General features: G+C 47.5%; 16 protein-coding genes. 7 read left to right on the plus strand and 9 right to left on the minus strand.

Features of this window, described 5'->3' with window-relative positions; translation table 11 throughout:
• Positions 1-184: 184 nt before the first annotated feature.
• Both HA49_RS09280 and HA49_RS21580 read left to right on the plus strand, forming a co-directional pair.
• Positions 185-1,042 carry a PA4780 family RIO1-like protein kinase gene (locus tag HA49_RS09280; RefSeq protein ID WP_038022341.1) on the plus strand — a complete coding sequence of 286 codons (858 nt, stop codon included), beginning with the start codon at positions 185-187 and terminating at the stop codon, positions 1,040-1,042.
• Between the two features lie 323 nt (positions 1,043-1,365).
• Positions 1,366-1,536, plus strand: coding sequence for a hypothetical protein (locus tag HA49_RS21580; protein WP_038022343.1), 171 nt, complete (start codon positions 1,366-1,368; stop codon positions 1,534-1,536).
• Between the two features lie 262 nt (positions 1,537-1,798).
• Here the strand turns inward: HA49_RS21580 and HA49_RS09290 are convergent, their stop codons facing one another.
• The 4 genes from HA49_RS09290 to HA49_RS09305 are packed head-to-tail and all read right to left on the minus strand — an operon-like array spanning position 1,799 to position 4,266.
• Positions 1,799-2,122, minus strand: coding sequence for a helix-turn-helix domain-containing protein (locus HA49_RS09290; RefSeq protein WP_038022345.1), 324 nt, complete (start codon positions 2,120-2,122; stop codon positions 1,799-1,801).
• Positions 2,123-2,164: 42 nt separating this feature from the next.
• Positions 2,165-2,620, minus strand: a complete 456-nt coding sequence (locus HA49_RS09295; RefSeq protein WP_038022347.1) for a PTS sugar transporter subunit IIA — start codon at positions 2,618-2,620, stop codon at positions 2,165-2,167.
• Positions 2,617-3,981 carry a PTS galactitol transporter subunit IIC gene (locus HA49_RS09300; protein ID WP_038022350.1) on the minus strand — a complete coding sequence of 455 codons (1,365 nt, stop codon included), beginning with the start codon at positions 3,979-3,981 and terminating at the stop codon, positions 2,617-2,619. The genes HA49_RS09295 and HA49_RS09300 overlap by 4 nt, the downstream gene beginning before the upstream one ends.
• Positions 3,982-3,984: 3 nt before the next feature.
• Positions 3,985-4,266 (minus strand): PTS sugar transporter subunit IIB, encoded by a 282-nt coding sequence (locus HA49_RS09305; protein WP_038022353.1) that lies wholly within the window; start codon positions 4,264-4,266, stop codon positions 3,985-3,987.
• A gap of 684 nt (positions 4,267-4,950) precedes the next feature.
• Here HA49_RS09305 and yfiR point away from each other — a divergent pair.
• From yfiR to yfiB, 3 genes are read left to right on the plus strand one after another with little or no spacing between them, the layout of a single operon-like run.
• Positions 4,951-5,529 carry a regulatory sequestration protein YfiR gene (gene yfiR / locus HA49_RS09310; RefSeq protein ID WP_052752483.1) on the plus strand — a complete coding sequence of 193 codons (579 nt, stop codon included), beginning with the start codon at positions 4,951-4,953 and terminating at the stop codon, positions 5,527-5,529.
• Between the two features lie 4 nt (positions 5,530-5,533).
• Positions 5,534-6,751: a diguanylate cyclase DgcN/YfiN gene (gene dgcN, locus HA49_RS09315; protein WP_038022357.1), complete on the plus strand. Its 1,218-nt coding sequence runs from the start codon at positions 5,534-5,536 to the stop codon at positions 6,749-6,751.
• Positions 6,748-7,224, plus strand: coding sequence for an outer membrane lipoprotein YfiB (gene yfiB / locus HA49_RS09320; protein ID WP_038022360.1), 477 nt, complete (start codon positions 6,748-6,750; stop codon positions 7,222-7,224). The genes dgcN and yfiB overlap by 4 nt, the downstream gene beginning before the upstream one ends.
• Before the next feature lie 79 nt (positions 7,225-7,303).
• On the opposite strand, the gene HA49_RS09325 is transcribed toward yfiB, so the two are convergent.
• Positions 7,304-8,032 (minus strand): SDR family NAD(P)-dependent oxidoreductase, encoded by a 729-nt coding sequence (locus tag HA49_RS09325; RefSeq protein ID WP_038022362.1) that lies wholly within the window; start codon positions 8,030-8,032, stop codon positions 7,304-7,306.
• Between the two features lie 97 nt (positions 8,033-8,129).
• Here HA49_RS09325 and HA49_RS09330 point away from each other — a divergent pair, with 97 nt between their 5' ends.
• Complete coding sequence (locus HA49_RS09330) at positions 8,130-8,519, plus strand: winged helix-turn-helix transcriptional regulator (protein ID WP_038022365.1); 390 nt, start codon at positions 8,130-8,132, stop codon at positions 8,517-8,519.
• 24 nt (positions 8,520-8,543) lie between these two features.
• Here HA49_RS09330 and HA49_RS09335 read toward each other — a convergent pair whose 3' ends face one another.
• On the minus strand, positions 8,544-9,365 hold the full coding sequence (locus HA49_RS09335) for a helix-turn-helix transcriptional regulator (protein ID WP_038022368.1): 822 nt from the start codon (positions 9,363-9,365) through the stop codon (positions 8,544-8,546).
• Positions 9,366-9,467: 102 nt separating this feature from the next.
• Here HA49_RS09335 and HA49_RS09340 point away from each other — a divergent pair, with 102 nt between their 5' ends.
• Positions 9,468-10,379, plus strand: a complete 912-nt coding sequence (locus HA49_RS09340; protein WP_038022371.1) for an SDR family oxidoreductase — start codon at positions 9,468-9,470, stop codon at positions 10,377-10,379.
• Between the two features lie 125 nt (positions 10,380-10,504).
• Here the strand turns inward: HA49_RS09340 and HA49_RS09345 are convergent, their stop codons facing one another.
• From HA49_RS09345 to HA49_RS09355, 3 genes are all read right to left on the minus strand, one after another.
• Positions 10,505-11,071 carry an RBBP9/YdeN family alpha/beta hydrolase gene (locus tag HA49_RS09345; protein ID WP_038022373.1) on the minus strand — a complete coding sequence of 189 codons (567 nt, stop codon included), beginning with the start codon at positions 11,069-11,071 and terminating at the stop codon, positions 10,505-10,507.
• 239 nt (positions 11,072-11,310) lie between these two features.
• Positions 11,311-12,087 (minus strand): molybdate ABC transporter permease subunit, encoded by a 777-nt coding sequence (locus tag HA49_RS09350; RefSeq protein ID WP_038022375.1) that lies wholly within the window; start codon positions 12,085-12,087, stop codon positions 11,311-11,313.
• A gap of 5 nt (positions 12,088-12,092) precedes the next feature.
• Positions 12,093-13,007, minus strand: coding sequence for an extracellular solute-binding protein (locus tag HA49_RS09355; RefSeq protein WP_038022378.1), 915 nt, complete (start codon positions 13,005-13,007; stop codon positions 12,093-12,095).
• Positions 13,008-13,127 lie beyond the last annotated feature (120 nt).

Consider the following 13,127-nt stretch of genomic DNA (forward strand, 5'->3'; position numbering starts at 1 on the left):
AGAAGCCCAAAGTATTTGATTGTTTATAAATTAAATAATCACAATTATTTTCATCTTCCCGCCATACTCCCCAAAACTCTTTTTTTCGGTATAATTGGCGCATTCATTTCCCGGCTGCCCGTTTCTACAGCATCGATAATTTGTTATTGATTAGAATAGCGGCCTAACTAAGGTAAACAGCCGCATGAAAATTCCTCACAGACTCCAGCCTCTTATCGATGATGGTTTAATCGATGAAGTGCTGCGTCGGTTGAAAAGCGGCAAAGAAGCCGACGTTTTCACTGTCGTCTGTGGCGATGAAATCCGTTGTGCCAAAGTTTATAAAGAAGTGACACAACGTAGTTTTAAACAGGCTGTTCAGTATCAGGAAGGACGTAAAGTTCGTAATTCCCGTCAAAACAGAGCGATGCAAAAAGGGTCGAAATTCGGCAGAAAGCAACAGGAAGAATCCTGGCAGACCGCAGAGGTGGATGCACTGTTCAGGCTGGATAATGCCGGTGTTCGCGTCCCCTGCCCGTATGTCTGTATTGATGGCGTGCTATTGATGGAGTTGGTGACCGATGCAGAAGGGGCTGTAGCTCCGCGTCTGAGTGACATCGTACTGAACGAGCAGCAGGCACAGAACGATTTCATGGTAATGATTCGTCAGATAGTCCGTATGTTGTGTGCCGGCGTTGTGCATGGTGATTTATCAGAATTTAATGTGTTACAGGCAGCGGAAGGTCCGGTGATTATTGATTTACCACAAGCGGTCGATGCCGCAGCCAACCATCATGCCGCATCCATGTTTGAACGTGATGTCGCCAATATTACCGCCTACTACAGTCAGTTTGCCCCGGTTCTGGCCGACACTCAGTATGCTAAAGAAATCTGGTCGCTTTATGCTCAGGGTAAGCTTACCCCAGAGACCCCGCTTAGCGGAAAATATACTGAACAGCAACATCAGGTGGATATGGATTCACTGCTTGATGAAATCATTACTGCAGAAAATGACTATTATCAAAGATTAAGATCAATCCGGCAGGGTCATGACGATGAGTAAACCTGTTTTTAACTTCAGGATCATCAGCAAAGACAATATGTGATCTGGCGTATTTTTTATCACTCAATATAGAGTTGATTTTGCGTGTAACCATTCGCTTTACCAATCAGGCATAACGCTATTCTGCCGTTCCTTAAGTCAGTTTTTTATTATCCAAAAAACCCTTTTTATCCTCCTTGTTTATTTCACCCAGTTTCATAATTTCAGAATCTCACCTTCGACATCTGTTATAAGAATCATCTTAATATTAGTCTGCATTGCTTATTATTATCTATCCTTTAAGAGTGACCTTTAAACTTCCCCCTTAAATAAGGAGAAATGTTATGACTAATCGCGCAATTAAAGGATTACTGGTACTCACGACCATGGCGGTACTTGCCGGATGTCAGCATAAAAGTGATGCTATAGATCAGGGGCGTCCACAAGCTGCCGGCGGACAGGCTGTACCCGGAGGCCCGGTGGGTCAGGGACCAGTAGGTCAGCCTCAGTCTTAATATCAGGCAGTCACCTCCGGGTCACTGATATTTTAAACATCATCCCACCCGGACTGATCTGATACTCAGCAAAGTCTGTTAATCCTGTTCCGGTCATGAGTCAGTACTGAGAAGTTATTATTTTCTGATCTTATGACCGGAATTAATTATCCGTAAGCATAATGGTGGCGGAAAAAGGTACTCCGGAGTCTGACCTCAGTTTCAGAGAAGCAACTCCCTTTAAAAATGATAAATCCTGCCCGGAATAAATATTTTATATTTTTTAATCAGCTTCCGAATCCTGTTTATTCATTGAAATCATTTCAAAGCGCACTTCAGGATCCATTGCGCTCACCGCTTTTTGTAGTTCAGCAAGGGCAAATTTTAGCGAAGCCACTTCCTTTCGCAAAGCTTCCACTTCACTTTCCCGGGATACATTATGGCTGGTTTTAGGGAAAGCCTCACATACATCCGCTTCCAGAAACATGCGGACCTGGCGGTTATCGACACTGACCAGCTGATATTTCAGCCGGCCACTGTTGATCGCATTATAGATTGTTTTACGGCTGACTTTTGCCATCTCCATGACATCACTGATTCGTAGCATCTTCCCCTTCTCCGACCCACTCACATCCTGCTGCATGGTATCTTACTGCGTGATGACTGCACGGGTGAAGATTTTTGCTATTTCCTCTGTTGTCTGATGACTGATTTCTTCAACACGCTCACTGTCAGCAAGTAAGGCAAACAGAGACTGGATAATGGCCACTTTTTCACAGGTCTGGTCAATCGCCATCATCACCACGATCTCTGGAACCACCACCTGTTCCGGCTCATCTGTACGGTGGAACTCTATCCCGACCTGGTTAATTGCCACTGCAAATCCGGTTTGTATGACATGTTCAAACTCGGTATGTGGAATCGCGACACTGTGGGTTTCCATAAAAATGCCGGTAGGATAGACTTTCTCCCGTTCCAGCACCCCCTCAGTAAATCCCGGGTGCACCAATCCGTCGTGTTGCAGGCTGGCAGCCAGAGTCGTCAGTAATTCGGTTCGGCTTACCGGGGTCGTCAATTTAAAAACACGTTGTGCACTAAACATCATGGCTGACTCTCCTCCGTGGCTTCTGACAATTGACGGCTTTCTATCGCTAGTTTTCTGCGGTTCCACAGCAACAACAGCAATGTCAGCACCGTTAACACAGTGATCCCAATGAATTTAAAATTGAATCCCTGGATAACAGCCCACGGCAACATCGAACCGGCATAATCCAGACTACTGATACTGGTCGTCCCCTGAGGCAGTGAAAAACCAGTGCTGACTGCGGTACTGGTCACAATCGGGGCAAGACTGGTACCAATCAGCAGTGCCAGGCTTAATGTCACAATCCCGGTCAATAATGTCCGGAACATGTCACCGCGACATACTGCCGTCACCAGTACAAATGCAAATGGCAGACCGGTTAATGATGCAAATGGCAGGAACTCATTGCCGGGAATTACCGCTGCCAGCACCAGCATTAGCGGAATCATTAACATCGAAACCGATAATGTCACCGGGTGGCCGACGCTTACCGCTGAATCCAGGCCAATGGCAATATTACCAAAGGCACCGGCACGGGACTGAGCAATCTCCTGAATTCGCTCACTGATCGGATAAACGCCTTCCATGAGCATTTTTGCCATGCGCGGAATGATTGTCATCACCGCCGCCATGGTAATCGCCGTCTGCAAAATCGCCTTAACGTCAATACCCGCAATTATTCCCAGCAGCCCACCAATAATCGCCCCTAAAGAGGCAGGGTCACCAAGGATAGACAGCCTTTTCTGAATGACTTCCGTATCAATTTTTATATCCCGAACCCCGGGAATTCGATCGACAATGGCATTTACCAACCAGGCTGCCGGTACAAAAGAGGCCGAAAAACCATGGGGTACAGATATTGAAGGCAGATTAAGATACTTCTCCACATCTTTAGTCGTCCGGTCTGCAATCACCATCGTCACCATGCAGTTGATAATGGCTCCAAAAATCCCCAGCCATAAACTGTCGGTAATAATAGCCACCAGTGAGCCGGTGAAAGCGTGGTGCCATAAATTCCAGATATCGACATTGAGTACACGGGTAGTTTTGGTATAGAGCATTAAAACATTTATCGCGACGCAAACAGGGATCACCAGCGCACCGACACGGGTTCCCATCGCCACCGCCGCGGCAGCGGGCCAGCCAACATCCAGTACCGAGAGATGCAGTCCAAAACGTTCCACCAGTGCATTACTCACCGGTGTTAACGATTCGATCATCAGGTTCACGGTGATACTTAAACCGATAAATCCTATCCCAACCATCAGCCCCGCACGGATTGCCTTAGCCAGTGGCAGACGCAGAATCAGTCCGAGGATCATAAAGATCAATGGCATCATCACGGATGCCCCCAGACCGACAATGTAATCAACAATAAACATGGCTTAACTCCCGGCGAGAATTAATTCTTTTACACTACTGAATACTTTGTCGGTGCCCATACCGGTCAGCAATGGCAGCGCATTGACGACCGGAATCGACAGTGATATTGGCGAGGTAGAAACAATAAAATCAATATCATCGCGGGTTTTCGCTTCGGATACCGTTCCCTGAGAGATGCGGACTTTATCGAGTAAATTCTCTTTTTTCAGATAGTCCTGCAGTTTGTTAAGTGCAACCGTACTGGTCGCTACACCGGCGCCACAACAAATCATCATATGCTTCATAATTCCTCCTCAGTTTAGTAAGAGGAATTAAATCATGTCGTAATGTGTATAATTGTGATCTGTGTGTAACTTTACACACATGCTACACCAACAAATATGAATACCGCCTTATCAAATTGAAACTTATAGGTTTTTATAAAAATCAAATAATTATTTTTTGTATTTTTTTGTTAAGTAGCTCACTTTTCTGAGCAGCCTTTCCCAGGAAGCATTAATTTTATTTATATTTTCACCATGACAGATTAATAATCCGGATGAAAGTATTGCTCCTCCAGAAGCTATCCATGGGTCAAAAAACTAATCACAAATCCTACCGCGTAATACTGATTTTTCCCTGTGGCCTGTACCAGAAATCCCCTGGTCACCGGGCTGAAAAAATCATGAAATTACCAATCAGTGAAGAGATTTTAATTGATTATTCCTGCTAACTGAGAATTGACAGTCCTCTGCAGTTCACGGAAAATGAACCTGTTGGCTGTCTGATTAATTTCATTCCCCTCGAAGGGAACTGACAATATTATATTAATACAGGGGTATTTAATTATTCCCCTGCGTTGTATTCCTGCAGTGATAAATAATTAATAACGATAACTCGAATCTTAATATGACATTTATTAACATTATCAATTTATTGCAGCACCCGCTTGTCATAGCGGAAAATATATTTTTAAACGTTGTATGAATATGATATCAGCCATCCGTTTTATAAGCAGCTATTTCGAACAGCTCAACAAAATAAAACCGGAATGTCGTGCATTCATACCACTGGCCTGGTTATTATTATTTTCACCTCTGAGTAGCTTTGCTGCAATATTAACCGACAAACCAGATTCGGCTGCAAACCGAATTGTCAGCGGAATTATCAGCTTTTCTCACTGGCCAGGAAAAAATAACCTGCCAAGACTTTGTGTTTTTTCAACCGCCAGTCACCTGTCGTATAGCGATGATTCCGCGAGGATGGCATCAGCAAAAACCTTTGATATTACCCATATTCATGACAAGTCCGGCCTGCTTTCGGCTCAATGTGACGTCATCTATTTTGGAAGTGAAACCCCACAACAGCAGTCAGAAATTCTGGATAAAGTCAGAGGCCGTCCAGTGTTATCAATTGCTGAAAATAATCCGGACTGCACCCTGGGCGCAGTTTTCTGTCTGTTGGTGAAACAGAATCCTCCTGCGTTTTCTGTCAATCTCGATTCTCTTTCCAGAAGTGGAGTTAAAGTCAGCCCTGATGTCTTGTTACTTTCAAGGAAGGGATACTGATATCATGGATTATAGTAGCAGCAAGAAAGATAAGACATCACTGATCTACCGCCTCAGGAAAGTCAGTGTCATCAATGCTACGCTGATTTTATTATTGTGCTGGATATTTCTTTTTTCTACCTCACTATTATTTATCAAACGTTACGAGTTGCGTAACCTTGACCTGATATCGACAATTCTCAGTAGCAGCCTGACCGCCAGTATAGTATTTGAAGACACTCATGATGCGGCCAATAAAATAGCTCAGTCCGGTGCCAGGGGCATGTTTAGCTCCGCGGTTTTAAAAACGGAGAAAAACACTCTGATTGCTCGCTGGAATAATGGAACTGATAACAACCATGAAAACTGGTTTCGTCATATTCTTCGCAACTGGGTGTTTTCCTCCCCGCTGGAAATGGATATTATTCACTCGAATAAAATTATTGGCCACTTAACCCTTACCGGTAGTATCAGTGCTGTCGCTGACTTCATTAAGTATTCGATAATAATTCTGTTAGTCGGCGTTACCGTCGTTATATCAGCTTCACTCATTGTCAGCGAACTGTTACACAGAAGTATTGTTGACTCATTGCGTAATATTACGCAACTGATCCATAACATCATCGAACATCGTGATTTTTCACGACAAATCCCCCTCATTGAAATTAAAGAGTTTAATGTCTTATCCGGTGACATTAACAAGCTATTGAGTGAAATACATTCGTTACAGTCTTCTCTGTTAAGCGAAAATCAGTTACTGGCCGCAAAGGCGCTCAAAGACCCGCTGACCGGTATTTTTAACCGTTCGGCCTTCGTCATACATTTGCAAAAATTGCTCGATTCTGCAGCAGATAAACCTTTTGTATTGTTATTTATCGACAGTGACCGGTTCAAAAGTATTAACGATAACTGGGGCCACAGTGTCGGTGATGAAGTGCTGAAAACTATCAGTCAGCGACTGAGCCAGTTTGAATCCGACAACGACATAGTGGCCAGGATCGGGGGTGATGAATTTTCTATGCTGATGACCCGACTAACAAATGACTCGCAGGTACAACACCTGATAGCTCAGATATCCCTGTCGATCGCCACACCAATGATTCTGGATAGCGGCATAATCATCACCACCTCAGTGACTATCGGTTATGCATGGTCGCACGCTCTGGATACTGCCAAAGATATTACCGAACGGGCAGATGCCAATATGTACAAAATTAAAAAAGCTCATGGAGATCAGAGATGAAAATAGTCACCGGCCTGGTATGTATTTTATTGCTTTGCACCGCAGGTTGTCAGAACCGTGGTGTATTTAATACCGCTCAGATAAAAGCAATGCAGGAAGAGGGTTTTACACAACAGAATGATGAATGGTCATTGGGTTTATCCGACCGTATTTTATTCGGGATTAACGAATCGTCACTTACCGGACAAAGTAAGGCGACCATCAACCGTATGGCCAAAAGGCTTTCGTCACTGGGTATTCTCCACCTGAGGATTGATGGTTATACCGATAATTACGGCGAAGTCTCTTACAACCAGCAACTGTCACTGAAACGTGCCAATGTTGTGGCGGATCAATGGGCTGCCGGTGGACCGGTACCCCGCGACAATATCCAGACCCGGGGACTGGGGATGAAATACCCGGTGGCCAGTAATAGTTCCGGTCAGGGACGTGCTCAGAACCGCCGGGTCGCGATCATTATTGCGGCGCCCTGAAACATCAGTTTCTCTGAATCTGATTCGCTCGTTTCAGAACATCAGCCAACCTGCCCACGGCCGGGCAGGTGCTGTTTAATCAGGCGGTCAGTCCCCCGTCCACAAACATCTCAGTACCCGTCACAAAACTACTGTCCTCTGAAGCAAAAAACAGGGCTGCTGAGGCAATTTCTTCCGGCTGGCCGATACGTTTCATTGGTATTTTATCGATAAAACTCTGACGCACTTCAGTGCTAACGCCGTCAAATATCGGAGTTTCTGTCGGGCCAGGACTCAAAATATTCACCCGTATTCCTTGCCCTGTCAGCTCTTTGCTCCATGCATGCCCGTAGCTACTCACAGCCGCTTTAGTCGCAGAATATGTACCATAACCTGCCGGGTTAACTTTCCCTGCAATCGATCCCAGTAAGATGATGCTACCGCCCTGCTTCATCAGCCTGACGCCTTCGCGGACGGTGAATACCAGCCCACGGACATTGGTTGCAAACAACTGATCAAAATGTTCTTCGGTCAGTGAATTCAGAGGGGCCCCTCCGCCAATACCAGATGCTGCCACCAGAATATCTACCTGTTCCACTTTCTCTGCCACTAACGAAAATAATCGGGCAATATCTTCACTACTGGTCACATCGCACTGAATTCCTTCGGCTGCCGGCCCCAGCGATTTTACAGCCTCATCAAGTTTATCCTGACGACGACCAGCGATAAATACCCGGGCTCCCTGGCCAATAAAACGCTGGGCAATGGCCAAACCAATACCGCTGTTACCGCCGGTGATTACCGCCGTTTTTCCTGTCAGTTTTAACATAGTGATCTCCTGAGTTTTGACTCAGACAAGATACACGGTGTATATTTAGTGTCAATTACGCACCTAATGTAAACCAGATATACTTCAGGAAACCTACATGACTCAGAATATTGACTTAGCGCTGACAGAAATCAATGCGGCCCGGGTGGTACTCGATCAGATTGCCAATAAGTGGTCAGTTCTGATCCTGGCGGTATTGTGTTCACAACCTGCCCGTTTCAATCAGATAAAAAAGCGAATTGACCCCATAACACATAAAGCACTGACTGAAGCACTGAGGAGACTGGAGAGAAATGGTCTGGTTAATCGCCGGGTGATAGCTTCTTCCCCGGTCGCTGTAGAATATTCAATTACTGAACTGGGTCGCTCGCTTAAAGATCCGTTCGTGGCACTGGTGCAGTGGGCCAGTCAATACAGTGACAATATTGCTATTGCTCAACAGGAGTACGCAGAAAAAAACTCCACAGGATGCAGCAACACCGTTTAAATCATTCAGGCCTTGGCAGAGAAATTATTCCAGACACTGACGAATTTTTTGCCAGGTAACGGCGTTTGCCGGATTAAAAATCATCATGCTCAGTTCTGGTTGTCCATCCACCAGCAACGAGGTGAACTCAAGCTCTATCTCCCCCAACAACGGATGATGCATACGTTTTGTGCCTTCTCCCGAGTGAGCCACGTCCTTACTCCGCCAGAATGCGTCAAATTCAGGACTGACCCCGGATAATTCTGTCACCAGCTGTTGTACTTCTTCGGTCATGCCCGTCCTGGCAATATCAGCCCGAAATGCGCTGACCATAAAATGCGCCAGACTCTGCCAGTCAGCCTGAATCTCACGCATCTGTGGATCGGTGAAAATTCGCCGTAATACATTACGCTGCTCCGGGGGCAGCACACTGTAATCCGTCATCACTTTCCTCGCTGCACGATTCCAGGCCACGACGTCCCAGCTACGGGTTCTGATTATCGCCGGACTGTAGATCAAGGCATCAAGTACCCCCTGAAGACGGGGTGTGACTTCGTCCGGTCGGGCAGCCAGTGCAGAGGGGGGATGGCCGAACGCCAGTAAAAACAGATGTTCGCGCTCTGCTTCACTCATCATCAGACCGCTGGCAATCCGTTCCAGTACTTCTCTGGATGGGGAGCCTCCCCGGCCCTGTTCCAGCCAGGTATACCAGGTAGGGCTGATATTTGCCAGTGAAGCAACCTCTTCACGGCGAAGCCCCGGGGTGCGCCGGCGACCGACTGCAAAACCAAAATGGTCAGGATCGAGCCGTAACCGGCGGCTACGCAAAAATTCACCTAAGGCATTGTCCGCGTGATCAGTTGTCATGGTGTTCCTGTTAGTTTTTATACCCTGATAATCTCACTACTTTTATCCTGTTACGGGGCGGGTACACTCAGTTTCAGAACATGTTACCCGGAGAAACAGACTATGCGAGTATTCTTAACTGGTGCAACCGGTTTTATTGGCTCCCGGATCATTGGTGAACTCACGGAGGCGGGACATCAGGTTATCGGGCTGGCCAGGACAGCAGAAGCGGAACAATACCTCCAGCAGAAGGGCGTTCAGGCGCACAAGGGAAGTTTGGAACATCCCGAAACCCTGACGGCAGGAGCTTCACTGGCAGATGCCGTAATTCATTGTGCATTTGATCATAACTTCGAAAAATTTGCCGAAAATTGCCAGAAGGAACGTGAAGCAATCAAAGCGTTGGGTGCAGGTTTACAAGGCTCTGACCGGCCACTGATCATTACGTCCGGTATCGGAACCGGCGACGCCGGGGACGGGCTTCCGGCCAGAGAATCGGTGTTTAATTCTGACCACCCTAACCCGCGTATCGTGTCGGAACTGGAAGGACAGAAATTACTGTCTCAGGGAGTGGACGTACGCATTGTACGTTTACCTCAGGTCCATGATACCACCCGGCAAGGCCTGTTATCGCCTTACGCCGCATGTTGCATACGACAAGGTAAAGTTGCCTGCGCCAATGATGGCAGTAACCGCTGGCCGGCAGTCCATGTCAGTGATGCCGCTCGCCTGTATGCCCTGGTTCTGGACCACGGACAGAAAGGGCAACGCTATAACGCGGTCGCTGAAGAAGGGGTCACCAGTGATCTGATTACTCAGGCACTGAGCAAGGGACTGAATTTACCACGGGTATTTATCAGTGGTGATGAACTGCAGGCATTTTTTGGCTGGATGAGTATGTTTGCAGATAAAGATATGCCGGCTTCAGGGGCATGGACTCAGCAGCAACTCGGCTGGCATCCGCGAGGTCCCGTTCTGATTGAAGATTTATCCAGTATGGACTATCGCCTGCTTACCGGGGAAGCCGTATCCTGACCATTATTACTTTGACGGATATGACCGTTGGCGACCCTGTCAGATACTAAAACCGGCTGCCCGCGAGTGGGGTGCCGGTCACCGGACACTCTGTTCGGTTTAAAATCACTGTGTCGCCGGAACGGCTATTTTTGCCAGAACGGGTTAAGCAGCCTGGTAATCAAAGGAAGCTCCGTCACTCCGTCCCGGGCCAGAAAATGTCCGTGGTCAGGCAGGGCATAAAAAGGGGCTGACAGCTGCTGGCTTAACCGTAAAGAATATTCCGGCGGAACTATCTCATCATTAAGCGAACCGATAACCACTCGCTGTGGGATCCTTGCGATAACTGAATCCGCATTAACAGGTTTGCGGGTAAAACTGTCCAGCATTTCTAGTCCTGGTACCGGTTCACTGAACCCGGACACCAGCAAAAGTCCACCTGCGGCGGCCCCCGGATAGCGTTGTGTCAGATAATTAAGCAAAGTGATGCACCCCAGGCTGTGTCCCACCAGCCAGCTGTTCTCATCCGGCTCACCAATACTGTCTTCCAATGCATCTAACCAGGATTCGGGTTGCGGAGCCTGTGAATCCGGCAAGCGGGGAACCGTGACATTCAGACCTGACTTTACGGCCTGTTGCTTCAACCAGGGAAACCAGTGATGTTCCGGTGCCGCGGTAAACCCATGGACAATTACCAGTCTTCTTGCTGCCATATTTTTGTTCTCCGTTGCGCACTGATGATCTCCGACTGACCAGAAGGATACCGGCAACAGTTTGTCTCTGCGAAGATATTTGCACAACTATCAAATAGTGCAAAGCATGTGACCTGAACGAGACAGGTAATGGCGGAAAGGGTGTTTCTGGCAGGGACAAAACACAACGAGGCGAAATACTTACTCTTTTCCCGGCAACTTTTATCCCATGAGGTATGGTGCAGGAGAGACCCGGAGGATCACAGTCTGGCTCGTTCACGCTTTCTGGCGTGCATAAAACAGAACAAAGGAACCGGCAGGGTCACCAGCAACAATATCCAGACCAGGGTGTAGACGGCATCGACGCCATCGTTTTGCAGATTGGTATATAACTTAACCGGCATGCCTTGCGGGAAATAAGCAAAAATCATCACGATGCCAAACTCACCTACCGCCCGAACCCATGCCAGTGAGACTGCCGATGCCAGCCCCGAAGCCGACAATGGCAGAACCAGATAGCGGAATCGTTGAAACGGTCTGGCTCCCAGTGTTCGTCCGGCTTCCAGCAACGTCCGTGGAACCGCAGTAAACGCCGACCGGGCGGTCACAATAAAATAGGGTAAACCACCATAAATTTGCGCGAGAATAAATGCCGCAGGATTGTTGACCAGTGTCAGGCCAAGAGTTGACAACCACTGCCCTGGCAAACTGTAAGGTCCCAGGGCTGAGATGAGTAGTATCCCCATCGCCAGCGGTGGCGTCATTAAAGGTAACAGTACCAGTAATTCTGCCAGCCGTCGCAGACCACCTTCCCTGGTTGAGCTTGCCAGCCACCAGGCGACCGGTAAACCAATTATCACAATCAGGATCAGTGATACCAGCCCATAACCGACTGACACCAGTACCGAGCCGCCGTCCCCGTAGGACAAACTAAAATTATCCCACGGAGTAATTCCTAGCAAGGTCGCGAATGGCAACGCCAGCAGCAGAAGCGCCGGCATAGCCAGTAACATTATCAGAGGCAGTCGCGGGTGCATGCTATTCAGTACAACGCCTTACCTTTAGGTTCAGCATAACCACTGTCGTGGAATAACTTCTGCCCCTGTGCTGAACGCATGAAATCAACAAATTTCTCACCCTGAGCGACCCCATTTGGCGCATTTTTCAGCACAGCAGCGTAATAAACCAGTGGCTGAGTATGCAGTACTTTATCCTGGCCTTTACTGTCTTTAATGGTGAAGCTAACCGTGTCGTACCACTGTTTTTCCATGTCCGGATTACTGAGGTTAATTTCGTCAGGGAACTTCAGATAGGGAAGTTTTGCTGAAATCACCTCACTTTCGTAACCTGCTGCCGCATCCACCTGACCGCTTTCCAGCCGGGTCAGTAATCCGCCTTCCAGGTTAACCTGGCGTGGGTTCTGTACTCCACCGAGGATCTTATTGGCGATGCCGGGCTGTTTATAATATTTTTCTGCCAGCAGCAATGTGAATACTATATTTTGCCCTTTAGGATCGAGGTAAGGATCGGTACGACCAAATTGTAGTCCTGGCGTCGCCAGCACTTTCAGCCAACTGCCATCATTACGACTATTGGCAGCCGCAAACTCAGCGGCATATTTACTTTTCGGGTTATAGGCAATCACCATACTGGTACTGGCCACGGGCACCGCATTATCGATTAAACCAGCATCTTTGAGGATCTGCATCGGTCCCGGGGTGATAGAAACAAATACATCTGCAGTAACTTTATGGCTGGCCAGTAATCGAGCCATCCCGTAAGCACCCTGCCCCTGCCCCTGATAGGTTCCGTGCTGCTGGCTGGCAAATGCCGGCCCCAGGGACTGATCCATAACTTTGCCCATCGAACCGGCATAAGTCACACGAATATTATCTGATGCCAATGCAGGCATGCTGACAGACAGAGCAACTAATAGTGAACAAAGAACCCTGGACATACTCTACAGCCCCTTTCGATATGTAATAAAATATATAACGATTATCCTGGCATCCCTGCAGGAACACAATGTATTTATGCCGGTTTTTTGTGCGGTTTGCAGGGCTGCTCACTCTTCTCC

The organism is Tatumella morbirosei, from assembly GCF_000757425.2.
Taxonomy (GTDB): Bacteria; Pseudomonadota; Gammaproteobacteria; order Enterobacterales; family Enterobacteriaceae; genus Tatumella; species Tatumella morbirosei.